The organism is Allobosea sp. P4_E12, assembly GCF_056401655.1.
The window spans coordinates 108,249-130,648 of record NZ_JBFUIY010000008.1 but is presented as its reverse complement, the minus strand read 5'-3'; the positions used below and the strand labels follow the sequence as shown (position 1 = coordinate 130,648).

Below are 22,400 nucleotides of genomic sequence, written 5' to 3'. Positions count from 1 at the left end.
CGCGCTGCCCCTGGCCCCCGATCACGAGCGCAGTCCCGTTCCCAAGGGGGCAGCCGATGCCGGAAGAGCGCCGCGCTTGCGTCGGGCCGTCCGTCGCGGCCACCTTGATCCTGAGTTGCGAGACCCGACGGCGATCGTTGCGCGCGCAGGCTTCGATTGACTGACGTATAGCCCAATGATTATGAATGCAGATCAATAGCCAGAGAGTTATGCGTTGTGATCCGTGCAGACACACCGTGCTCTCCAAGACGTTTACCGGCCGGCCCAGCCTCTTCGAGAGGTTGCGCTGCGATCTCGAGCAGACGGTTGGCCCGATCCCAGAAGCGAGAGTTCCGGAGAGAAGGGAAGATCATGAGCCAGAGCGAGTCCCAGAACGAAAACTCCCCGTCTCGGATGATCGACGAGCGGATCACCGAGCTGGGCGACTGGCGAGGCAAGATGCTCTCCCAGCTCCGCGTATGGATCAGGCAAGCCGATCCTGAGGTGGTAGAGGAGTGGAAATGGCGAGGGGTTCCGGTGTGGTCCCACGACGGATTGATCTGCACTGGGGAGACCTACAAGAGCGTCGTCAAAATGACCTTTGCCAAGGGGGCCTCACTCGACGACCCATCGGGCCTCTTCAATTCCAGTCTGGATGGCAACACCAGGCGGGCCATCGACATCCACGAGGGTGAGACGATTGACGAAGGGGCATTGAAGGCTCTCATTCGCGCAGCCGTGACCCTCAACATGTCCGGCGGCTGCGGCAAGACCAAGTCCCGCGGATAAGCCTCGCTCCGTCTCGATATGCGCCGGCGCGCGATGAAAGCCGGACTTGCATCGCGCCCACCCCCGGGACCGCTTCAATCCGGCTTCTCCTGCCACGGTGTACTCCTGTCACCTGCTGTCAGTTATCCGCCTGCTGCGACGGCGTACCCCTCGCGCTCCGCCCGGTTTCGCCCCATATTGCCGCCATGCCGAAAAGCTCCGACACGACCGCCAAGGCTAAGCCTGCAAAAAAGCCCGCCTCCGCGCGCACGCCGAACTCCAAGGCCACCAAGCCCGAGTTGAAGCCGCTCGAGGGCTATCTCGCCGATCTGCTCAATCCCGCGATCAACCGCGGCAGGGCGGTCCCGGGCGGCGCCTCCGGTTTCAGCGACCAGCCGCAGGCCGGTTATGGCGAGCCGCGCCCCGGCGACACCAAGCTGAAGAAAAAGCCGAAGAAAGGCGACGCGGCCTCTGCCTTCGGCGAGGCCGAGGGCGAGACCGCTGCCTCCGTCACCGCGCATTCGCTGCAGCACCTGCTCGAGTCCGGCAGCCCCTTCATCGATCCCGGCAAGCCCTGGACGCCGCATCGCCCGGCCCGCCCGGACAAGTCCGAGGGCGGCATCGCCTTCCGCATGCAGTCGGATTTCGAGCCGGCTGGTGACCAGCCGACCGCGATCGCCGATCTCGTCGACGGCGTCGCACGGCAGGAGCGCGACCAGGTCCTGCTCGGCGTTACCGGCTCCGGCAAGACCTTCACGATGGCCAAGGTGATCGAGGAGACGCAGCGCCCGGCTCTGATCCTCGCCCCGAACAAGACGCTGGCCGCACAGCTCTACGGTGAATTCAAGAGTTTCTTCCCCGACAACGCGGTGGAGTACTTCGTCTCCTACTACGACTACTATCAGCCGGAGGCCTACGTCCCGCGTTCGGACACGTTTATCGAGAAGGAATCCTCGATCAACGAGCAGATCGACCGCATGCGCCACTCGGCCACGCGCTCGCTGCTGGAGCGCGACGACGTCATCATCGTCGCCAGCGTCTCCTGCATCTACGGCATCGGCTCGGTCGAGACCTATACGGCGATGACCTTCGCCATCAAACTCGGCGAGCGCATCGAGCAGCGTCAGCTCATCGCCGATCTCGTCGCCCTGCAATACAAGCGCACGCTTGGCGATTTCGCCCGCGGCACCTTTCGCGTGCGTGGCGATGTCATCGAGCTGTTCCCGGCCCACTATGAGGACCGCGCCTGGCGCATCGGCCTGTTCGGCGACGAGGTCGAAAGCATCTCGGAATTCGATCCGCTCACCGGTCAAAAGACGGCCGACCTCGAATTCGTGAAAGTCTACGGCAATTCGCACTACACCACGCCGCGCCCGACGCTGACCCAGGCTGTCAAGTCGATCAAGGAGGAGCTCAAGGCCCGCCTTGAGGAACTCAATCGCATGGGGCGCTATCTCGAAGCGCAGCGGCTCGACCAGCGTTGCACCTTCGACATAGAGATGATCGAGTCGACCGGTTCGTGCAACGGCATCGAGAACTATTCGCGCTATCTCACCGGCCGAAAGCCGGGCGAGCCGCCGCCGACCCTGTTCGAGTACCTGCCCGACAATGCGCTGGTCTTCACCGATGAGAGCCACGTCACCGTGCCGCAGATCGGCGGCATGTACCGGGGCGACTTCCGCCGCAAGGCGACATTGGCCGAATACGGCTTCCGCCTGCCGTCCTGCATGGATAACCGCCCGCTGCGCTTCGAGGAATGGGACGCGATGCGCCCGCAATCGGTGCATGTCTCGGCGACGCCCGGCGGCTGGGAGATGGACCGCACCGGCGGTGTCTTCACCGAGCAGGTCATCCGTCCAACCGGGCTGATCGACCCTCCGGTCGAGGTCCGCCCCGCCAAGCACCAGGTTGCCGACCTGCTCGACGAGATCAAGGAGGTCACCGAGAAGGGCTACCGCAGCCTCGTCACCGTGCTGACCAAGCGCATGGCCGAGGACCTGACCGAGTACCTCCACGAGAACGGCGTGCGCGTGCGCTACATGCATTCCGACATCGACACGATCGAGCGCATCGAGATTCTGCGCGATCTCCGCCTCGGCGCTTTCGACGTGCTGGTCGGCATCAATCTGCTGCGCGAGGGCCTGGACATCCCGGAATGCGGCTTCGTCGCCATTCTCGACGCCGACAAGGAAGGCTTTCTGCGCTCCGAGACTTCCTTGATCCAGACCATCGGCCGCGCCGCCCGCAATGTCGACGGCAAGGTCATCCTCTATGCCGACCACATCACAGGCTCGATGGAGCGCGCGATGGCGGAGACCAATCGCCGCCGCGAGAAGCAGGAGGCCTATAACCTCGCGAATGGCATCACGCCGCAGACGATCAAGCGCGCCATCGGCGACATCCTCGGCTCGGTCTACGAGCGCGACCATGTCACGGTCGACAAGGGTTTGGTCGATGCGCCGATCGCCGGGCACAACCTCAAGGCCGCCTTGGCCGATCTCGAGAAGCGCATGCGCGAGGCTGCCGCCGATCTCGAATTCGAGACGGCCGCCCGGTTGCGCGACGAGATCAAGCGCCTGCAGGCGACCGAACTCGCCATCTCCGATGACCCGCTCGCCCGCCAGAGCGATGTCGAGGCCTCGGCTGGCAAGTACAAGGGGGAGCGCAGCTACGGCGCGTCGGCGAACCTGCCGACACGGGCGCGCAAACCCACCGATGAGGACATGGGCCCGCATAACTGGGGCGGCGGCGAAGCCAAACCGGTCTCGCGTCCGCGCAAGCCGAACTTGGACGAGATGGGTCCGGTTCCGGAATCGCGGCCGAAGGGCGCGGGGGAACAGGCCAAGCGACGCGGCCGGCGATAGCTGCCCGTAGTGGCTCTGCCCGAGTCCAGCATCTGCCGTTCCCTGCTCCGGGCGCGCCAGCGCCACGGCCAAAGGGCTGCAAGACCTACCGCCCGAATGCTCTTCGACCTTGGTCCGTAGTTCCACGATTGCACCGCCGGTATCCTTTCGAATGAATGGTGCTCAAGGGGGGATGGCCATGGGACAGGCATTCGAGATTGCCGATGGTAAGGCCACCATCTCCCGACGTGCCGCCCTCAGGGGCGCCGCATTCCTGGCCGGGGCGCTGGTCGCTCCAGCATCGGCTCAGGTGCTCGATCTGCCGCGACAGAAGGTCGAGTTCGTCGCACCGCCCTTCGTTCATCCTCACGAGCAGGCGACCAAGCTGGGCCCGAGGATCATGGAGTTCAGGCTCTGGGTCGAGGAGAAGAAGATCGTTATCGACGAAGAGGGCACCACGTTGCAGGCCATGACCTTCAACGGGTCGATCCCTGGGCCGCTTTTTGTCGTGCACGAGGGTGATTATGTCGAGGTGACGCTTGCCAATCCCGACACCAACTCGATGGCGCACAATATCGACTTCCATGCTGCTGCGGGCGCATCAGGCGGTGCCGATCTGACCTTGATCAACCCCGGGGAGCAGACCGTGCTGCGCTGGAAGGCCACCCGGACGGGTGTGTTCGCTTATCACTGCATCCCAGGTGCCATGACCCCCTGGCATATCACCTCGGGCATGAGCGGCGCCGTGATGGTGCTGCCGCGGGACGGCCTCAAGGATGCGGCCGGACGGCCGCTTCACTACGATCGCGTCTACTACATCGGCGAGCATGATTATTACGTTCCGCGCGACGAGAAGGGCAAGTTCAAGCACTACGACACGCATGGCGACGCCTACATGGACACGATGGAGGTCATGCGAAAGCTGGTGCCAAGTCACGTCGTGTTCAACGGCGCGATCGGAGCCCTGACGGGCAAGAACGCGATGCCCGCAAAGGTCGGTGAGAACGTGCTGATCGTGCATTCCCAGGCAAGCCGCGACACACGTCCACATCTGGTCGGCGGGTTCGGAGACTATGTCTGGGAGACCGGCAAGTTCTCGAATCCTCCCGAGACCAATCTCGAAACCTGGTTCATTCGGGGCGGATCCGCGGGCGCGGCGCTCACCAAATTCCTTCAGCCCGGCATTGTCGGATACGTGAACCACAACATGATCGAGGCCTTCGAACTTGGTGCGACAGCCCATTTCAGGGTCGAGGGTCAATGGAATGATGACCTGATGACCCAGGTAAAGGCGCCCGAACCGATTGTGAGCAACGTCGCGCATAAATGATCTGACCATCACCCGCCTAGGGCCGTCGGACGGCCGCCTCGGGAGGCATCATGCTGTCCGCGTTCAAACTCATGGCCCTGGCCAGCGCGGCGCTGGCGCCCATCGCGATCTCGGCCCTTGCGCCGGGATATGGCACCGGATCGGCGACAGCACGTGCGCCGTTCCCGGAGCTCGTGGAACTGCGGTCCGGTACATTCCGTTACCGTGCCAGCGGCGAGTTCTTGCGGGACGGGAAGCCGATCATCGCGCCGATTGTGGCGGTTGCTGTCGACAGGCCGCTGGCTGTGATGAAAAATCAGGTCACGGTCGCGGATTATCTGCGCTGCGTCAAAGCCCGAGCGTGCCCGATGGCGGGCACCGACGCTGCTGCCGTTGACCGTCCCGTCGTCGGAGTGAGCTGGCGGGATACTCAGGCCTATGCGTCCTGGTTGTCACGCGAGACGGGGGCGACGTTCCGGCTACCGACGGACGGCGAGTGGGCCTATGCAGCCGCGAGCCGATTCCACGACGACGCCCTGCCGGAAAACCTCAGTGGCGGCGACCCCGGCCAGCGAGCGCTTGCGATCTATGACAGGGACGCGAGCCGCGTGACGACAGTCGCAAAGGCACCACAACCGATTGGAAGTTTCGGCGCGAACGAGAATGGCCTTCTCGATTTGGCCGGCAATGTCTGGGAATGGACCGACACCTGTTCTCAGCGCATCGCCGTCGATGCTACGGGGGCCAGGACGACTGTCCTGGCCAATTGCGGGGTTCGCGTCGTTGAGGGCCGCCATCGGGCCTACATGGCGGATTTCGTTCGCGATGCGCGCGCCGGCGGCTGCGCATCCGGCACGCCTCCGAGCAATCTCGGCTTCCGGCTCGTACGTGACGACGTTTCCCGGCCCGGATGGAGCTTTGTCCTGGGGCTGGTCCAGCTGCTCGCGAGATAGGCGACGCTCAAGGAGACGCCCCAGGCCCCGCCGGACCAGGGATCCGATCGTCGATGTGGCCGATCAGGCACCATGCCGCGCTGACCTCGACATAGGTGGATCGGGGGCACCGCGAAAGTGCGGAGGCGGCGCTCGCCGCCGTCAGCTTAGCGGGGCGAGCTTGATCGCGCAGCCATAGGCCTTGGTTGTGGCTTCTGAGATCGGTTTGCCGGCCTTCATTTCGGCGACTGCCTGGCGCACATAGCTCTTGGCGCCGTTCAGGCTGGCGGCGCTGGCCGAGGGCTTGTCGTCGATCGCGCCCGCATAGACCAGCGTGCCCTTTCCATCGATGATGTACAGATGCGGCGTGGTCTGCGCGCGATAGGCGCGGCCCATGGTGCCCTTGGAGTCGAGCAACAGGTCGCTGGGGGCGGCGTTGCGCAAGGCGGTCAGCCCCTTGGCCTGGGCGGCCGTGACATAGCCCTGCTCGCCCGGCGGTGAGGAGACGACGCTCAGCCAGACGATGCCTTCCTTCGTCATATCACGCTGCAGGCTCTGCATGGTGCCGCTGTTGTAGTGTTTGCGGACATAGGGGCAGTCGTGATTGGTCCATTCCAGGATCACGGTCTTGCCCGCGAATTCCGGGAGCGACCGGGTCCGGCCGTCGACATCGAGCGCCGAGAAGGCGGGGGCCGGCGCACCGATCCGCGGGCCGCTCTGCGCGAGCGCCGGGGCCGCTGCGAGGGTGAGGCCCGCAAGGACCAGGCCTGCGATGAACCTCTGACGTGTCACAGCTGTCATGTCTGCCTCCGTCTTCCCAGGATCAGGGTCGGTTCTGCGCGGTCCTCGCCTCTTTGCCGGCGGCACGGCCGGCGGCCTCGACCAGCATGTCGGTCGTCAGGAGTTGCGGCAGGATTTCGGGCGGCGCGCCCTTCGTGCCGGGATAGAACAGGTAGAGCGGCACGCCGGCCCGGCCGTGCTCGGCAAGTGCGGCTGCGATGGTGGCATTGCGGTTGGTCCAGTCGGCCTTGAGATAGGCGACGTTCAGCTTGGCAAAGGTGTCCTTGACCTCCTGCCGGACCAGCGCGACCCGCTCATTGGCAAGGCAGGTGATGCACCAGGCCGCGGTGAAGTTGACGAAAACGGGACGCCCTTCCGCCTGCAGCGCGGCGACGCGCTCGGGAGACCAGGGCTCGATGTCGCCGGCCCGTGCTGCGTCCGTCGCGCTTGGAACGGCACTCTGCAGCACGAAGGCCCCGGCGCTGACGGCGACGAACAGGGCGAGAGCCGACAGGGCGACTCGGGTCCGCCCGCCAGCACTGCGGCCGAGGCCGAGCAGCCAGACGAGGAAGCCGGCGGCGAGGATCGCAGCCAGAGCGGCAAGCACGCCGCCGGGTCCGGCCTGGACGGAGGCGACCCAGACCAGCCAGGTCGCAGTCGCGAACATCGGGAAGGCAAAGGCCTGCTTGAGGATGACCATCCAGCGGCCGGGCTTGGGCAGCAGACGCAGCCAGCCGGGAGCGAAGGACAGGATGACCACCGGCGCGGCAAAGCCGAGCGCCAGCGCCAGGAAGACCGCAAGCGCGATCTGCGGCGGTTGCGTCACGGCATACCCCATCGCCGCGCCCATGAAGGGGGCGGTGCACGGCGTCGCGACGATGACGGCGAGCGCTCCGGTCATGAAGGCGCCCAAGCGTCCGCCGCTGGAGGCAAGCCCATGTCCGGCGCCCTGGACGGAGCCGCCGATTTCGAATGCGCCGAGCAGGTTGAGGCCGATCAGCACCATGATGACCGCCAGCGCGATCACGACGGGCGGCGATTGCAGCTGGAACCCCCAGCCGATGCTGGTGCCAAGCGCTGCCAGCGCGATCACCGCGCCGGCAAGGATGATGAAGCTGGTAAGGACGCCGCAAAGGAAGAGCAGACCCTGCTCGCGCACCTCGGCGCGGCTCGCCTGCGCGGCTTGCGCGAAGCCGAGCGCCTTGATGAACAGCACCGGCAGCACGCAGGGCATCAGGTTGAGGATCAGGCCGCCGGCGAAGGCGAAGGCCAGTGCCGCCCAGAGCGTCAGGTTGCTTTCGGGCGCTGCGGCGACGCGCACCACGGCCGGGGCCTGGGCAGCTTGCGGCGCCGCGGAGGAATTGACCAGCGCAGGCTCGACATCGGCCATCAGGCTGAGCGCACGCGGCACGCCGGCCTCGCGATAGGTGATGACCCCGCTGAGCTCGGTCTCGCCGACCTTGAACGAGCTGGAGCGGGCAAGTTGCAAGACCGTGCCGGCGGCAGTGTTCGTCGCGGTCTGCGGGGCTGCGTGCTCGATCAAGGTCTCGAGCAGCGGGAAGTAGCGCAGCTCCTCGACGGGCTGCCCGAGGCCCGGCAGCGCGAGGGCGAGCGCATCGCCCTCCTGGGTCAGCTTCGCCCGGAAATCGGCAGGTTGCGGCAGCGCGGCGCGGGCCGCGTCGATCCGCGACTGTGCAGCCTCATCGGCGACCGGGGCCGGGCCGACCTTGAGGTCGAGCGTGAAGGAGCCTTCCTCGGGGATGCAGATTTTTTCGCAGACCAGCCAGGTCGCGCTCGCCTTGAGGGCAAGGCGCTCGCCCGGCTGTGCGCCTTCGGGAACGGTGATCTCCACCGGCAGCAGCACGGCATCGCTGAAGCCGAAATTGACGAGCGGCTCGACCGGGAGCGCCTTCGGCGCCGGCCATTGGATCGCACCGGCGCTGAAGCTTGCGGGCAATGTCCACTCGATCCGCGTCGGCTCGCCGGAATCGCCGGGATTGGCCCAGTATGTGTGCCAGCCCTTGGCGATCTTCTGGCTGAGCGCGACCTGGAAGCGCTCGCCGGGCGCAACGACGTCGCGGCTGGAGAGCAGGGTCGCAGTGACGCGGGGGCTGGTGACCGCAGCAGATTCGGCGGCAAGGGCGGCGCCGGGCAGGAGCAGTGCGAGGATGAGAAGGCCCCGCCGCAGCAAGCCGTTTGTAATGCGCTCGACCATGTTTTCCGTCATCAAATCGTAAAAGCCTCAGCTCACCTGCCCCAGATTGGCGCTGCGCGCCAATGACAAGCCGGTGATAGCGCGTGAGCAGGGCCTTCTTCGGGCGTCAGGCGCAAGGATGCCCCGCGCCATGATGTCGCCCCGCGCACGGGAGCGTCACCATTCCGGACGAGCCGCGCAGCGCCGCTGTTGCGGACGCGATCATCGCTCCCTGCGCCCGTGAGGGCGTCCGAGGCTACGCTGCGCGGAATCACGACGTGGTGTGACCGGCGATCAGATCGCTGCGCCATCCGCGACGATATCGGCGCCAAGTCCGCGGCGCACGGCCCGCACGATCTCGGTCTCGGCGGCGGCCCCGCGGCGGCGCGGACGCGGAGCGGTGATCCGATGCTCGGCGATGATCTGGCCGGGTGCGCCCGAGAGCACGACGACGCGGTCGGCGAGATAGGCAGCCTCGTCGATGTCATGCGTGACGAAGAGCACGGTCTTGCCGGTGCTTTGCCAGACGCGGATCAGCTCGTCCTGCAGGGTTTCGCGCGTCAGTGCGTCCAGTGCCGAGAAGGGCTCGTCCATCAGCAGGATTTCCGGCTCGACCGCGAGCGCGCGCGCCAGCGAGACGCGCTGGCGCTGGCCGCCCGAGAGCTGATGGGGCCAGCGCTGTGCGAGCTGACCGAGCCCCACGAGATCGAGCATCTCCTGAGCCTGCTTGAGCCGCGCAGGGCGCGAGGCCCGCCCCTCGAGCCCAAAGCCGACATTGGAGATCACCTTGCGCCAGGGCAGCAGGCGCGAATCCTGGAAGACCAGCGCGACCGGCCGGCGGGTCCGGTCCCTGGCATGGAAGATGACCTCGCCGCCGCTCGGTTTGGCGAGCCCGGCGATGACGCGCAGCAGGGTCGACTTGCCGACGCCGGATGGGCCGACAATGGCGAGGAATTCGCCGCGCGCGACCTGGAGGTCAAGCTTGTGCAGCACCTCGGTCGCTTCCCCGTCGCGGGTGAAGGTCAGCGACAGGGCCTTGATGTCGATCACGCTTTCCATCGCAGCACCCATCCCTGGAAAGCGACGAAGGCGGTGTCGAGCAGGCCGTAAAGCGCGGCCATGGTCAGCATGTAGATCACCACGATGTCGGTCGCGAGCAGGCTGGAGGCCTGCATCATGCGCTGCCCGACGCCGGCGACACCAAAGATCTCGGCGGCGACCACCGCCATCCAGGCCTGGCCAAGCGCGGTGCGGACGCCGACCAGAATGCCGGGCATTGCGGCCGGCAGCAGGATCTTGCTCAGACGCTGCCAGGCCGATCGGAAACCAAACGCATCCGCGACCTCGATCAGGTCACGATCGACGCCGCGGATCGCGCCCTGTGCCGCAAAGAAGACGATCCAGAACACGCCGATGGCGATGATGAAGACCGCCGCCGACGGATTGACCCCGAACCAGATGATGGCGAAGGGCACCCAGGCGAGGCCGGGAATCGGCCGAAGCACGCGCACGACCCAGGCCGTGGCCTCTTCCGCGGTGCGCGACATGCCGACGAGCACGCCAGTGGCAATGCCGAGGCCGGCGCCGACGATGAGGCCCGTGAAATAATGGCCGAGCGAGCCGCCGATCGCCGACAACCACGCACCCGAGCTCACTTCGCGCCAGAATGCCTTCGGCAAGGCAGACGGGCCAGGCAGGAAGGCTGGGTTCACCAGCCCGAAATGAGGGATCGCCTCCCAGAGCAGCAGGAAGGCGAGGAGGCCTGCAAAGGCGAGGGCCGGAGCCCTGAGCGAGGTCAAGATCAGCCGCCGGATTCTGTCAGAGGGTTTTGATGGCGCGCTCGTAATACTGGGTCTCGAACAGGCCGTCGAAAGGCAGTTCCTTCTCGAGCGAGCCGAGCTTGACCTGATAGGCCTGCATGGCACGCGACGGCTCGATGATGACGCGCGGATCGATCTGGAACTTGCTGGCGGGCGAGGTCAGCGCCTGTCGGATCAGGGCCGGGTCGACGATGCCCTTGCCAAGCGCGGCGCCGACATGCGGGGCAGCCTTGTCGGGGTCCTTGGCGATCAGAGCGGCGGCACGCACCAGGCTCGTCACCAGCTTCTGCACGGCGTCCGGATTCTTGGTCACGAAATCGCCTGATGCTGCGACCACGGTCCCGGGCTGGCCGGGGAACAGCTCCTCGCCGCCGGCAATCAGCTTGATGCCGGGATTGCGGGTCTGGATGATCGACAGCGCCGGCTCGCGCACGATCGCGCCCTCGACAGCTGCAGCGAGCACGGCCTGCTGTGTCGCGTCGATGCCCATGGGCACGACCTCGACATCGGCCTTGTCGGCCTTGGCGACCTCCCAGAGCCAATATTGCAGGGTGGTGTTGGGCACCGAGCCGGCGGGCTGGGTCGCAAGCCGGGCCGGTTTTCCGGTGGCGGCCCTATGGGCCTTGAAGGCCGCAGCCGGTGCGGTGCCGGACGTAAAGAACTTGGCGAGCGCGGGAGCTGCCACGAAGACGTTCTCGGCAATCGCAGTTGCGGCCACGACGCGAATGTCGACGCCGCGCGAGCGGGCGACGGCAAGCGGCGCGATACCCGCGACATAGAGGTCGATCGTGCCCGAGGCCAGGGCCTGGATCATGTTCGGACCGGATTCGAAAACCGTGAAGGCGGCATTGATGCCGGCCTCCTTGAGCCAGCCTTCGCCATTGGCAACGAAGACGGGCGCCGTGCCGATGACCGGGATGTAGCCGACACGGGCTGTCACGCCGCTCTGGGCCCATGCAGCGCCGGCAAGGGGAGTGCTCGCGAGAAGCGAAGAGCCGGCGAGCAGAAACTGGCGGCGATCCATCGATCCATCCTTCGTGAAAATCGGTCCGGCGAGAACGCCGGTTGACAGATTGAGAAAAGGATTTTCTATCTGAAAGCAAGATGCGGGCATCGAAAAGATGATTTTTCTCTAGATTCCCAATTCAATAGGAAATTAGTTCTCCAATTGATGGGCTGAGAGAATGGATGCGATCGACCGGAAAATCCTGACTGTCCTGCAAGGTGATGCGAACATCTCGATCGCCGAGCTGGCCGATCGCGTCGGCCTCTCGCAGACCCCCTGCTGGAAGCGGATTCAGCGGCTGGAGGCGACGGGCGTCATCACCAAGCGTGTCGCGCTGGTGGCGCCGGAGAAGATCGGACTCGGGCTCACGGTCTTCGTCCAGATCGAGACCGCCGACCATTCCGGTCCCTGGCTGGAAAAATTCGCGCAGATGGTCGCGTCGATGCCGGAGGTCATGGAGTTCTACCGGATGGCCGGCGATGTCGACTACATGCTGCGCGTGGTGGTTGCCGACATGGCGGCCTATGACGGGTTCTATAAGCGGCTGATCGAGACGATTCCGCTGAAGAACGTCACCTCCCGCTTCGCGATGGAACGGATCAAGGCGACCACGGCCTACAAGGTTCCGGACCTGCCGAAAGTGTAAGGGCCGGGCTTACTGGGTCGGAACGGCAACCGCCGGCGCGACCGGGCGGGCCACAGCCGGTCGCGCCGGCTTGGGCCGTTCGGGCTTGGGTTCGGGCAGGCCGAGGCGGGCACGGATTGCGGCAGCCTTGGCCTCTGTGATGCGCGCGGCGCAGAAACCGAGCGAGCCTTCGCGCTGGAAATCACGGCAGGTCAGCTCACGCTCGGAGGTGAACCCGGCCTGTTCCCGCGCGATGCTGCGTTGCGTGCTGAGATCGCCCTTGGCTGCAAGCGCGCGAAAGCCCTCGCGCACGGCGCGCTCCGCCCTGCCGCGTTCGGATTCGATCTCCTTGGCCCGCGCCGAGAGGGTGCGTGCATCAGGGCCCCAGAGGCCTCGCGGATCGATCCGGCAGGCGGCTGCCTCGATCACGCAGGGTTGCTCCGGCTCGACCACCAGAAAGGCGCCCTCCAGGACATCGAACACGATCGGGCAGGCCGAGGCCTCCAGCTTGTAGCGTGGCAAACCGGCCGGCTTGCCGAGCGATGTCACCGGCAGCGGCGTATCGCCGAAGGAAATGGCACAGGGCTCCGTCAGGTTGCCGGGCTGGAAGCCGGCAGCGTTGAGCTTGAGGCCAAAGCCGGTCGGTGTCTTCTCGAAGACCGCTTCGCCGGCGCCGCCATTCTGCCGGAGCACGCGGCCGATGATCCCTTCCTCGGTCGGCAGCTTGATGGCCGGCATCGACGGGGTGTGCGGCTTGGCCGGTCCGCCCGTGCCGGGGGGCGCCGCCTGATGTGCGCCCGGCGGATTGAAGGGTTGCGCGCCCGGCAATTGCATCGGCTGAGCCTGGGCAAGCCCACCCGAACCGGCTGCAGCCAGCATCGCGAAGATCTTGAGGGCTATGCGGCCGGGTCTGGTCAGCATCGGGTGCCGTGAAATGGTAAACGCAATCTTCTGCATGAATTGGCGAGCGAACGCGTGCAAGAGCATTGGCGCAACACTGCTCGGCAATGATGCGGCCGCGACCTCTCCCCGCATGACGCGCGCGGTTGCCGATTCTTAATCCGGCTCCGTGTCTTGCAAGGGCGGGAACACCCTCACTATATACGCCGCCAAGAGGCGGTTTGACGACCGCGAAACGTGGAATGCCGGTTCCGTTTGCCGCGTAAGGCGGGGGCGGGCCGGTCCATGGGCCGGCAGGCGGTGCGAAATGCGTCGCCGGTCGGCGATCTGCTAATCGAAAGGGATCCCGTCCATGGGTAAAGTTATTGGTATCGACCTCGGCACGACGAACTCCTGCGTTGCCGTGATGGAAGGCACTACACCGAAGGTTATCGAGAATTCCGAGGGCGCGCGCACCACGCCCTCCATCGTCGCCATCACCGATGACGGCGAGCGGCTTGTCGGCCAGCCGGCCAAGCGTCAGGCCGTCACCAATCCGGAGCGCACTTTCTTCGCCATCAAGCGCCTGATCGGTCGGACCTTTGAGGATCCGATGACGAAGAAGGACATGAATCTTGTCCCTTACCGGATCAAGAAGGCCCCGACGGGCGATGCCTGGGTCGAGGCTGACGGCAAGGACTATTCGCCCTCGCAGATTTCCGCCTTCACCCTGACCAAGATGAAGGAGACCGCCGAGGCCTATCTCGGGCAGCCGGTCACGCAGGCGGTCATCACCGTTCCCGCCTATTTCAACGACGCCCAGCGTCAGGCCACGAAGGATGCCGGKCGSATCGCSGGCCTCGAGGTGCTGCGKATCATCAACGAGCCGACCGCGGCTGCGCTCGCCTATGGCCTGGACAAGAAGACCACCGGCACGATCGCGGTCTATGACCTCGGCGGCGGCACCTTCGACGTCTCGATCCTCGAGATCGGCGACGGCGTCTTCGAGGTGAAGTCGACCAATGGCGACACCTTCCTGGGTGGCGAAGACTTCGACATGCGCCTGGTCGAGTACCTTGCGGACGAGTTCAAGCGCGAGCAGGGCATCGACCTGAAGAAGGACAAGCTCGCCCTGCAGCGCCTGAAGGAAGCTGCCGAGAAGGCCAAGATCGAGCTTTCCAGCGCCGCGCAGACCGAAATCAACCTGCCCTACATCACCGCCGACGCCTCCGGGCCGAAGCACCTCGCCATCAAGCTCTCGCGCGCCAAGTTCGAGAGCCTGGTCGACGATCTGATCCAGCGCACCATCGAGCCCTGCCGCAAGGCGCTCAAGGATGCCGGTCTTTCGGCGGGCCAGATCGACGAGGTCGTTCTCGTCGGCGGCATGACCCGCATGCCGAAGGTCCAGGAGGTGGTGAAGCAGTTCTTCGGCAAGGAGCCGCATAAGGGCGTCAATCCGGACGAGGTCGTCGCCATTGGCGCCGCGATCCAGGCCGGCGTGCTGCAGGGCGACGTCAAGGACGTGCTGCTGCTCGACGTGACCCCGCTCTCGCTCGGCATCGAGACGCTCGGCGGCGTGTTCACCCGCCTGATCGACCGCAACACCACGATCCCGACCAAGAAGAGCCAGGTCTTCTCGACCGCCGAGGACAACCAGGGCGCGGTGACGATCCGGGTCTTCCAGGGCGAGCGCGAGATGGCTGCCGACAACAAGATGCTCGGCCAGTTCGACCTGATGGGCATCCCGCCGGCGCCGCGCGGCATGCCGCAGATCGAGGTGACCTTCGACATCGACGCCAACGGCATCGTCTCGGTGACGGCGAAGGACAAGGCCACCAACAAGGAGCAGCAGATCCGCATCCAGGCTTCCGGTGGTCTCTCCGAGGCCGACATCCAGAAGATGGTGAAGGACGCCGAGGCGAATGCCGCCGAGGACAAGAAGCGTCGCGAGCTGGTGGAAGCCAAGAACCAGGGCGAGAGCCTGGTGCACTCCACCGAGAAGTCGCTGAAGGACTATGGCGACAAGGTTTCTGCCGCCGACAAGTCAGCGATCGAGACCGCACTGGACGCGCTCAAGGCCGCGCTGGCCGAAGAGAATGTCGAGGCGATCACCTCGCGCACGACCGACCTGATGCAGGCCTCGATGAAGCTCGGTGAAGCCATGTATGCGGCGAGCCAGGCCGAGGGTGCCACGGCTGAAGGCGGCGAAGAGCATGCCGACGCCAAGAAGGACGACGTCATCGACGCCGACTTCAAGGATGTCAGCGACGACAAGAACGACAAGAAGAAGAGCGCCTGATCGCGCTCTGACCTCTCCACGACGACCTGGCCGGGCTCGCCCCGGCCATCTCGTTCGGGAAGGGCCTCTTGCAAGGGAAATGTCGTTCTTCTGACGAACATGGCCGGGTTCCCCCGGCCATGATGCCGAGAAGAACGAAGGGGTGGCTGTTTGATGTCCAAACGCGACTACTACGAGATCCTCGGCGTCTCGAAGACGGCTAACGAGGCGGAGCTCAAGAGTGCTTTCCGCAAGCTCGCGATGCAATGCCATCCCGATCGCCATCCCGGCGACAAGGGGGCCGAGGCCAAGTTCAAGGAGCTGAACGAGGCCTATCAGGTCCTGGCCGACGGCCAGAAGCGCGGCGCCTATGACCGCTACGGCCACCAGGCCTTCGAGAATGGCGGCGGTGGTGCCGGCGGCGGGGCCGATTTCTCCGACTTCATGTCGGACATCTTCGATTCCTTCTTCGGCGATGCGCGGGGCCGCGGTGGACCGCGCGGTGCCAATGGCCGCGAGCGCGGTGCCGATCTCCGCTACAATCTCGAAATCGGGCTGGAGGACGCCTTCGCCGGCAAAAGCGCCTCGATCCGCGTGCCGACCTCGATTGCCTGCGAATCCTGCTCCGGGACCGGCGCCAAGCCGGGCTCGACGTCGCGCCAGTGCCCGACCTGCGGCGGCCATGGCCGCGTGCGCGCCAATCAGGGCTTCTTCTCGGTGGAGCGCACCTGCCCGACCTGCAACGGGCGCGGCGAAGTCATCGACGACCCCTGCAAGAACTGCTCGGGCGCCGGGCGCGTCACTCGCGAGCGCACGCTGTCGGTCAACATTCCGGCCGGCGTCGAGGATGGCACACGCATCCGGCTTGCCGGTGAGGGCGAGGCTGGCCTGCGCGGCGGGCCGGCGGGCGACCTTTACATCTTCCTGTCGATCAAGCCGCACGCGATCTTCCAGCGCGACGGGGCCGATCTGTTCTGCCGGGTGCCGCTTGGCCTCACCTCGGCTGCTCTCGGCGGCGAGATCGAAGTCCCGACGCTGACGGGCGAGAAGGCACGCGTCAAGATTCCCGAGGGCACGCAGAACGGCAAGCAGTTCCGGCTCAAGGGCAAGGGCATGAGCGTGCTGCGCTCGCGCGAGGTCGGGGATCTCTATATCGAGGTCGTGGTCGAGACGCCGCAGAAGCTGACGGCGCGTCAGCGCGAATTGCTGCTCGAATTCGAGCGCGAATGCTCAGGCGCAACCCACCCGGAAACCGCCGGCTTCTTCGGTCGCGTCAAGGAGTTCCTGGGCGGCATGAGCGGCGGCGCGGCCTGAGCGCGGGCCCCGCAATTGAAAAGGCGGGCGACCCGTCCGGGGCACCCGCCTTTCAGATCGCCGGCCTGATGCAGATCAGGCCTTGTCGATCACTTTCTTGACCGCATCCTTAGCTTTGCCAACGGCCTGCTGGGCCTCGCCCTTGCGCTCCTGCGCAATCCCTTCGGCCTGAAGCCCCGGCTTGTTCATCGCCTTGCCGACGCCCTGCTTGACGTTGCCGGCGGCCTCGTTGGCCATGCCCTTGATCTTGTCCGCGGTGCTGCCCATGGGTCCTGTTCCTCTGTTAAAAAACGCATGTCGTATCAGCGACTTGTGCTGAGGAAACGGCTGGAACGGGCAAAGGTTCCCGGAAAAGTTCAAGCTGCTCCGGACCGGTCCGCGGATGCGATTGCCATCGCCCGCAGCGCCTCGGCGGTCGCCGCATCGGCCGGAAAGAAGGTTTCCAGCGCCAGTTCCGACAGCGTGATGTCGACCGGCGTGCCGAAGACGGTTGTCGTCGAAATCAGGGAGAGCACCTGCTCGCCGACCTTCAGCTGCATCGGCACGACGATCGCAGCTTCCGCCTCGGGTTCCGGCGCGTGGCCCTTGCGAGCGGGCTGAAGTGGCGCCGGATAGGTCAGCAGCTCGACGAGGAGATCGGCCAGGATCGGATCGGCCGTCGCCCTGATCTGCTGCCTCAGCCTTGCGATCAGATGGCTTCGCCATTCCGCGAGATTGACGATGAAGGGTGCGAGCCCGCTCGGATGCAGGCTGAGCCTCAGCACGTTGACGGGTGGGCGCAGCAGCTCGGCATCCGCGACAAGGCCGAGGAGAGGCGTCACCGCGGCATTCGCGGCAAGCAACGTCCAATGCCGGTCGACCGCGACGGCCGGATAGGGCTCGTGCCCCTTCAGCACGAGATCGATCGCCGACTTGGCTGCCTGCAAGCTCGGATCCTCCAGCGACCGTTCGAGATAGACCGGGGCATAGCCCGCGGCCAGCAGCAGGGCGTTACGCTCGCGCAGCGGCACGGCGAGATACTCCGCCAGGTGCAGAACCATGTCGCGACTCGGCGCCGAGCGGCCGCTCTCGATGAAGCTGAGATGCTTCTGGGAGATCTCCGCTTCCAGCGCGAGGTCGAGTTGGCTCAGCCGGCGCAGCTGGCGCCAGTCGCGGATGAGGTGACCGACGGTGGGTTGATGATGCTTGTTCATGGCGAGAAACCTATCCGGGCTGTCGGTTCGTTCCAATTACCTCTCGCTTAATCGACGGGCCGACACGACAGCGTCAGCATGGCTCCAACATCAACAGCCCGGGCCGGCCGCCGGAACGGACTCACACCCAGGAGACCACGCCATGTCCTCGATCCAGTCCTCGCGCTTCCTCCGCAATGCCCTTGCTCTCGATGCCGCTGCCTGCGCCGCCACCGGTCTGCTGCTCGCCTTCGCTGCTGCGCCGCTCACCGGATTGCTCGGCTTCCCCGAGGCTTTCCTCCGCGGCGCCGGCCTGGTGCTGCTCCCCTGCGCCGCGCTGCTGGCCCTCCTCTCCAGTCGCGAGACCCTGCCGCGGCTCGCCGTCTACGCGGTGATTGGCATCAACCTCCTCTGGATCGCCGACAGCATCCTGATCCTGGTTGCGGGATGGTTTGCGCCGACCGGGCTCGGCATCGCCTTCGTGCTCGCGCAGGCTGCAGCGGTCGCGATCGTCACCGAACTCGAGATCATCGGCTTCAAGCGCTCGCCCGCCGCCGCCGTCGCCGCCTGAATGCAAGCGGCAGGCATCTCCAACTCGACGCCTTCCGGCCGCCGCCGGAGGGCGTCGAGCTGTTTTCGCAAAGCCATCATGTGGTGGGGGCGTCTTGTTCGCGGCCCAATGGGGGAGCGCGGGCTCCGATCGGGGAAAGCGTCACGAAACTGTCGTGCGCACTCAATAGCTGATGCGGCCTGCACAGTTTCTTGCCCCAACGGAACAGGACCGCCCCATGCGCACCTCACTCGTTCTCGCGGCTCTCGCCTCGGTCCTGCTTGGCGGCACAGCTCTGGCCGAGCCGATGTTCAACCGTGTCGCGACCTTCTCCGTGCCGCTCAACCTGCCGGCCGATCGCGACGCGTCCAAGAAGACGGTGTCGGAGATCATCGCGGCCAACGAAGCGGGAACGCTCCTGGCCTATACCGATGCCGAGCAGAAGGCCCTCGGCCTGATCGACATCACGACGGCCTCCGCTCCGAAGCCGGCAGGTTTCATTCCGCTCGAGGGCGAACCGACCTCGGTCGTGATCCTTGGCGATAAGGCCTTCGTCGTGGTCGTCACCTCCGGCGACAATTTCAAGGAGCCCGCCGGGCATCTTGCCACGGTCGATCTCAAGGCGCGGCAGGTCGTTGCGAAATGCGAGCTCGGCGGCCAGCCGGATTCGATTACGCTGACCAAGGACAAGGGCAAGCTCGCCATCGTAATCGAGAACGAGCGCGACGAGAAGCTGAACAAGGGTGCGCTGCCGCAGCTGCCCGCCGGCAACCTGACCCTGGTCGGCACCAAGGATGGCGGCGCCGATTGCGCCTCGCGCCAGGTGATCGACCTGACGGGCATCGCCGCCATCGAGCCGACCGACCCCGAACCGGAATTCGTTGACGTCAACCAGGACGGCCTCGCCGTGGTGACGTTGCAGGAGAACAACCACCTCGCCACCATCGATACCAAGACCGGCAAGATCGTCACCCATTTCTCCGCCGGCACCGTCGATCTGAAGAACATCGACAAGACCCGCGACGGCGAAATCAAGCCGGTCGAGGAACTCAAGGGCGTCGCCCGCGAGCCGGACGCGGTGCGCTGGATCGACACCGAGCGCTTCGTCACCGCCAATGAAGGCGATTGGAAGGGTGGCTCGCGCGGCTTCACCATCTTCCGCAAGGACGGCACGATCGAGTTCGATTCGGCTGCGATGGTCGACCATATCGCCATGCGTCACGGCCATTATCCGGAAAAGCGCTCGGCCGCCAAGGGCAGCGAACCGGAAGGGATCGAGGTCGGCACCTACGGCAATGACAAGCTGATCTTCGTCGGCCTGGAGCGCGCCTCGCTCGTATTGGTCTTCAAGGACGAGGGCGCCGGGAAAGCACCGCGTTACCTCCAGGCCCTGCCGGGTGGCATCGGTCCGGAAGGCCTGCTTGCCATCCCGCAGCGCAATCTCCTTGTGTCGGCCTCCGAGACCGATGTCGGCGAGAAGGGTGGCGCCCGTTCCGCAGTGACCATCTATGAGCGCAACGAAGGCCCGGCCGCCTATCCGACGATCGTCTCGCAGGATCATGAGGGTCTGCCGATCGGCTGGGGCGCGCTGTCCGGACTTGCCGCCCATGGCAGCACAGCTGGCCGCCTCTTTGCCGTGACCGACAGCGCCTATACGCCGTCCCGCATCCTTGAGATCGACGCCACGCAGAAGCCGGCCAGGATCGTCGCCGGCCTGACGGTGACCAAGGGTGGCAAGCCCGCCTCCTATGACCTGGAAGGGATCGCGACCCGCGCCAATGGCGGCTTCTGGCTGGCTTCGGAGGGCAATCCCGAGATCAAGGACAAGCCGACTCGCAATATCCTGCTGCGGGCGACCGCAAAGGGTGAGATCGAGGAGGAGATCCACCTTCCCGAAGAGCTCGACAAGCATGCCGTGCGCTTCGGCTTCGAGGGCGTGACGGTGACCGGCGAGGGCGCGGACGAGACCGTCTGGCTTGCCGTGCAGCGCGAATGGAAGGACGATCCCAAGGGCAAGACCAAGATCCTGTCCTACAAGCCGGCCAGCAAGCAGTGGGGCGTGCTGCATTACCCGCTGACGGCTCCGGCCGCCGGTGCCTGGATGGGCCTCTCCGAGTTGACCGATCTCGGCAACGAGACCTTTGCCGTGATCGAGCGCGACAATCTCTTCGGCGCCAAGGCGGTGAAGACGCTGGCCACCTTCTCGGTCAAGGGTCTGACGCCGGCCGCAATCGGCGCCGCCGCCATCCCGACCGTCGAGAAGAAGCCGCTGCGCGATCTCACGCCGGATCTGATGAAGGCTGGCGGCTATGGGCTCGACAAGGTTGAGGGCATGGCTGTCGACAAGGCTGGCAATCTCTTCGTTGTCACCGACAATGACGGTATCGACGATTCCTCCGGCGAGACCCAGTTCTTCGCCTTCGGCAAGATCTCGCGGTAAGGCACGCGCAATCGCCCGGCAGCGGGCCTCAGGCACCGCCCCGAAAAGCGGATTGCGGTTTTCGGGAAAGACGACGCAAACACAGATGGCTGGATCGTCGGACCGGAAGGTCCGGTCTGACGATTTGACGTTGCCGGGTTTCTAGCGAACCGGATCCAGGAACGGCGTGTCCGGCTCGCTGACATAGAAGATCACCACTTTCAGCATCTCGTTGCCGCGGTTGTAGCCGGTCATCTTGACGTTCGGCGGTTCGACCAGCGATTCGCCGGCCTTCACTGTCACGGCCGTGCGCCCCTGCATTTCCAGGGTGAAGGCGCCTTCGATGACATGGACCGTCACCGGGAAACGGTGCGTATGGAACGGTGTCCTGTCTCCCGGCTTGATCATGGCGGTCATCACCCTGATTTCCTGCTGGGGACCGGTCGGCATTCCCGGAACCACTGTCTTGAGCACGAGTTCAGGGCGCGCCAGCCGTTCGGTTTGGGCGGCGGCCGGCAGTGAGGCGAGGGCGCAGGCGGCGAGCGGCAGGCAACGCATGATCTCCTCCTCTGATCGCGACAATCCTGCTGCCATCATAGCCGCCTGCGCCGCCGCAGGCCCGGCCCATCTTGCCTGCAAAGAAAAACCCCGGATGCTTGCGCATCCGGGGCAGGTGCCTGGCCGTATCGCGTGACCAGGTGGGAGGAACGATTGAGATCACCAGCCAGCGAGCACGTTGCCCTTGAAGCGCTCGGTGACGAAGGCCTTGATCTCGGGTGAGTGATAGGCTTCGACCAGGGTCTTGACCCAGGGCTTGTCCTTGTCAGCCTCGCGCACGGCGATGACGTTGACATAGGGGCCCTTCGGGTCTTCGCGCAGGATGGCCGAGGTCGGCTCGATCTTGGCGTCGACGGCGTAGTTCGTGTTGATCGAGGCGGCCCCGACATCGGCGAGCGAGCGCGGCGCCTGCGCCGCATCGATTTCGATGATCTTCAGCTTCTTCGGATTGGCGGTGATGTCGGCGACGCTCGGCTTCACGCCGACGCCGTCCTTCAGCTTGATCACGCCCTTGTCCTGCAGCAGCAGCAGCGAGCGGCCGCCATTGGTCGGGTCGTTCTGGATGGCGACGGTCGCACCATCGGGAATCTCGGCCCAGCTCTTGTACTTCGACGAATAGATCCCGAGCGGGAAGTTCACGGTCAGGCCGACGCTGACCAGCTTGTAGCCGCGGTCCTTCACCTGGTTGTCGAGATAGGGCTGGTGCTGGAAGGAGTTGGCCTCCAGCTCGCCTGCATCCAGAGCCTGGTTCGGTACGACATAGTCGGAGAACTCGACGATCTTGATGTCGAGGCCCTTCTTGGCGGCGATCGGCTTCACCTTCTCGAGGATCTCGGCATGCGGGCCGGGCGAGACGCCGATGCGCAGCGTCTGGTTCTGCTGGGCCAGGGCCGGCACCGAGAGGAGAAGGGCGAGGCCGGAGGCGGCAAGCGCGGCGCGGCGGGTCAGATTGATCGACATGATGTTTCCTTGCG

Annotated in this window: 19 protein-coding genes; 9 read left to right on the top strand and 10 right to left on the bottom strand. The window is 65.6% G+C overall.

What is annotated here, in order from left to right:
* The first annotated feature begins 351 nt into the window (after positions 1-351).
* The 4 genes from AC1DW9_RS12595 to AC1DW9_RS12580 all read left to right on the top strand — a co-directional run bounded on the left by AC1DW9_RS12595 (position 352) and on the right by AC1DW9_RS12580 (position 5,852).
* A complete protein-coding gene (locus tag AC1DW9_RS12595) occupies positions 352-768 on the top strand; it encodes a DUF1801 domain-containing protein (protein ID WP_441506366.1) in 417 nt (138 codons plus the stop codon).
* A gap of 185 nt (positions 769-953) precedes the next feature.
* Positions 954-3,611 (top strand): excinuclease ABC subunit UvrB, encoded by a 2,658-nt coding sequence (gene uvrB, locus AC1DW9_RS12590; RefSeq protein WP_441506365.1) that lies wholly within the window; start codon positions 954-956, stop codon positions 3,609-3,611.
* A 178-nt stretch (positions 3,612-3,789) separates the two neighbouring features.
* A complete protein-coding gene (gene nirK, locus AC1DW9_RS12585; protein ID WP_476775022.1) occupies positions 3,790-4,920 on the top strand; it encodes a copper-containing nitrite reductase in 1,131 nt (376 codons plus the stop codon).
* Positions 4,921-4,970: 50 nt separating this feature from the next.
* Complete coding sequence (locus AC1DW9_RS12580; RefSeq protein WP_476775021.1) at positions 4,971-5,852, top strand: formylglycine-generating enzyme family protein; 882 nt, start codon at positions 4,971-4,973, stop codon at positions 5,850-5,852.
* 141 nt (positions 5,853-5,993) lie between these two features.
* Here the strand turns inward: AC1DW9_RS12580 and AC1DW9_RS12575 are convergent, their stop codons facing one another.
* The 5 genes from AC1DW9_RS12575 to AC1DW9_RS12555 all read right to left on the bottom strand — a co-directional run bounded on the left by AC1DW9_RS12575 (position 5,994) and on the right by AC1DW9_RS12555 (position 11,649).
* On the bottom strand, positions 5,994-6,632 hold the full coding sequence (locus AC1DW9_RS12575; protein WP_476775020.1) for a redoxin domain-containing protein: 639 nt from the start codon (positions 6,630-6,632) through the stop codon (positions 5,994-5,996).
* A gap of 22 nt (positions 6,633-6,654) precedes the next feature.
* Positions 6,655-8,826 (bottom strand): protein-disulfide reductase DsbD family protein, encoded by a 2,172-nt coding sequence (locus AC1DW9_RS12570; protein WP_476775019.1) that lies wholly within the window; start codon positions 8,824-8,826, stop codon positions 6,655-6,657.
* A 273-nt stretch (positions 8,827-9,099) separates the two neighbouring features.
* Positions 9,100-9,864 carry an ABC transporter ATP-binding protein gene (locus tag AC1DW9_RS12565; RefSeq protein WP_441490789.1) on the bottom strand — a complete coding sequence of 255 codons (765 nt, stop codon included), beginning with the start codon at positions 9,862-9,864 and terminating at the stop codon, positions 9,100-9,102.
* Complete coding sequence (locus AC1DW9_RS12560) at positions 9,852-10,604, bottom strand: ABC transporter permease (RefSeq protein WP_476775018.1); 753 nt, start codon at positions 10,602-10,604, stop codon at positions 9,852-9,854. Before AC1DW9_RS12560 ends, AC1DW9_RS12565 begins: the two co-directional genes overlap by 13 nt.
* A gap of 19 nt (positions 10,605-10,623) precedes the next feature.
* A complete protein-coding gene (locus AC1DW9_RS12555) occupies positions 10,624-11,649 on the bottom strand; it encodes an ABC transporter substrate-binding protein (protein WP_476775017.1) in 1,026 nt (341 codons plus the stop codon).
* Positions 11,650-11,809: 160 nt separating this feature from the next.
* Between AC1DW9_RS12555 and AC1DW9_RS12550 the strand changes: the two genes are divergently transcribed.
* Complete coding sequence (locus tag AC1DW9_RS12550) at positions 11,810-12,277, top strand: Lrp/AsnC family transcriptional regulator (protein ID WP_441490791.1); 468 nt, start codon at positions 11,810-11,812, stop codon at positions 12,275-12,277.
* 9 nt (positions 12,278-12,286) lie between these two features.
* Here the strand turns inward: AC1DW9_RS12550 and AC1DW9_RS12545 are convergent, their stop codons facing one another.
* Positions 12,287-13,177 carry a hypothetical protein gene (locus tag AC1DW9_RS12545; RefSeq protein WP_476775016.1) on the bottom strand — a complete coding sequence of 297 codons (891 nt, stop codon included), beginning with the start codon at positions 13,175-13,177 and terminating at the stop codon, positions 12,287-12,289.
* A 331-nt stretch (positions 13,178-13,508) separates the two neighbouring features.
* On the opposite strand from AC1DW9_RS12545, the gene dnaK reads away from it, so the two are divergent.
* Both dnaK and dnaJ read left to right on the top strand, forming a co-directional pair.
* Complete coding sequence (dnaK, locus tag AC1DW9_RS12540) at positions 13,509-15,434, top strand: molecular chaperone DnaK (RefSeq protein WP_441490793.1); 1,926 nt, start codon at positions 13,509-13,511, stop codon at positions 15,432-15,434.
* 153 nt (positions 15,435-15,587) lie between these two features.
* On the top strand, positions 15,588-16,727 hold the full coding sequence (gene dnaJ / locus AC1DW9_RS12535; protein ID WP_441506357.1) for a molecular chaperone DnaJ: 1,140 nt from the start codon (positions 15,588-15,590) through the stop codon (positions 16,725-16,727).
* A 75-nt stretch (positions 16,728-16,802) separates the two neighbouring features.
* Here the strand turns inward: dnaJ and AC1DW9_RS12530 are convergent, their stop codons facing one another.
* Positions 16,803-16,994, bottom strand: a complete 192-nt coding sequence (locus tag AC1DW9_RS12530; protein WP_043234134.1) for a CsbD family protein — start codon at positions 16,992-16,994, stop codon at positions 16,803-16,805.
* An 89-nt stretch (positions 16,995-17,083) separates the two neighbouring features.
* On the bottom strand, positions 17,084-17,920 hold the full coding sequence (locus AC1DW9_RS12525) for a helix-turn-helix domain-containing protein (RefSeq protein WP_441506356.1): 837 nt from the start codon (positions 17,918-17,920) through the stop codon (positions 17,084-17,086).
* Positions 17,921-18,062: 142 nt separating this feature from the next.
* Between AC1DW9_RS12525 and AC1DW9_RS12520 the strand changes: the two genes are divergently transcribed.
* Positions 18,063-18,470, top strand: a complete 408-nt coding sequence (locus AC1DW9_RS12520; protein WP_476767579.1) for a hypothetical protein — start codon at positions 18,063-18,065, stop codon at positions 18,468-18,470.
* Between the two features lie 217 nt (positions 18,471-18,687).
* On the top strand, positions 18,688-20,889 hold the full coding sequence (locus AC1DW9_RS12515) for an esterase-like activity of phytase family protein (RefSeq protein WP_476775015.1): 2,202 nt from the start codon (positions 18,688-18,690) through the stop codon (positions 20,887-20,889).
* 141 nt (positions 20,890-21,030) lie between these two features.
* Here the strand turns inward: AC1DW9_RS12515 and AC1DW9_RS12510 are convergent, their stop codons facing one another.
* Both AC1DW9_RS12510 and AC1DW9_RS12505 read right to left on the bottom strand, forming a co-directional pair.
* The gene (locus AC1DW9_RS12510) at positions 21,031-21,426 is read right to left on the bottom strand and encodes a cupin domain-containing protein (protein WP_441490799.1); all 396 of its coding nucleotides are present in this window, start codon (positions 21,424-21,426) and stop codon (positions 21,031-21,033) included.
* A gap of 159 nt (positions 21,427-21,585) precedes the next feature.
* Complete coding sequence (locus AC1DW9_RS12505; RefSeq protein ID WP_441490800.1) at positions 21,586-22,386, bottom strand: MetQ/NlpA family ABC transporter substrate-binding protein; 801 nt, start codon at positions 22,384-22,386, stop codon at positions 21,586-21,588.
* Between the last annotated feature and the right edge of the window lie 14 nt (positions 22,387-22,400).

What these genes read in the sequence shown, in the direction of transcription:
- dnaJ (WP_441506357.1), top strand. Translation starts at nt 15,588, where the DNA reads ATGTCCAAACGCGACTACTACGAGATCCTCGGCGTCTCGAAGACGGCT.
- AC1DW9_RS12515 (WP_476775015.1), top strand. Translation starts at nt 18,688, where the DNA reads ATGCGCACCTCACTCGTTCTCGCGGCTCTCGCCTCGGTCCTGCTTGGC.
- AC1DW9_RS12520 (WP_476767579.1), top strand. Translation starts at nt 18,063, where the DNA reads ATGTCCTCGATCCAGTCCTCGCGCTTCCTCCGCAATGCCCTTGCTCTC.
- AC1DW9_RS12580 (WP_476775021.1), top strand. Translation starts at nt 4,971, where the DNA reads ATGCTGTCCGCGTTCAAACTCATGGCCCTGGCCAGCGCGGCGCTGGCG.
- nirK (WP_476775022.1), top strand. Translation starts at nt 3,790, where the DNA reads ATGGGACAGGCATTCGAGATTGCCGATGGTAAGGCCACCATCTCCCGA.
- uvrB (WP_441506365.1), top strand. Translation starts at nt 954, where the DNA reads ATGCCGAAAAGCTCCGACACGACCGCCAAGGCTAAGCCTGCAAAAAAG.
- AC1DW9_RS12575 (WP_476775020.1), bottom strand. Translation starts at nt 6,632, where the DNA reads ATGACAGCTGTGACACGTCAGAGGTTCATCGCAGGCCTGGTCCTTGCG.
- AC1DW9_RS12565 (WP_441490789.1), bottom strand. Translation starts at nt 9,864, where the DNA reads ATGGAAAGCGTGATCGACATCAAGGCCCTGTCGCTGACCTTCACCCGC.
- AC1DW9_RS12595 (WP_441506366.1), top strand. Translation starts at nt 352, where the DNA reads ATGAGCCAGAGCGAGTCCCAGAACGAAAACTCCCCGTCTCGGATGATC.
- AC1DW9_RS12555 (WP_476775017.1), bottom strand. Translation starts at nt 11,649, where the DNA reads ATGGATCGCCGCCAGTTTCTGCTCGCCGGCTCTTCGCTTCTCGCGAGC.
- AC1DW9_RS12525 (WP_441506356.1), bottom strand. Translation starts at nt 17,920, where the DNA reads ATGAACAAGCATCATCAACCCACCGTCGGTCACCTCATCCGCGACTGG.
- AC1DW9_RS12510 (WP_441490799.1), bottom strand. Translation starts at nt 21,426, where the DNA reads ATGCGTTGCCTGCCGCTCGCCGCCTGCGCCCTCGCCTCACTGCCGGCC.
- AC1DW9_RS12505 (WP_441490800.1), bottom strand. Translation starts at nt 22,386, where the DNA reads ATGTCGATCAATCTGACCCGCCGCGCCGCGCTTGCCGCCTCCGGCCTC.
- AC1DW9_RS12550 (WP_441490791.1), top strand. Translation starts at nt 11,810, where the DNA reads ATGGATGCGATCGACCGGAAAATCCTGACTGTCCTGCAAGGTGATGCG.
- AC1DW9_RS12530 (WP_043234134.1), bottom strand. Translation starts at nt 16,994, where the DNA reads ATGGGCAGCACCGCGGACAAGATCAAGGGCATGGCCAACGAGGCCGCC.
- AC1DW9_RS12545 (WP_476775016.1), bottom strand. Translation starts at nt 13,177, where the DNA reads ATGCTGACCAGACCCGGCCGCATAGCCCTCAAGATCTTCGCGATGCTG.
- AC1DW9_RS12570 (WP_476775019.1), bottom strand. Translation starts at nt 8,826, where the DNA reads ATGGTCGAGCGCATTACAAACGGCTTGCTGCGGCGGGGCCTTCTCATC.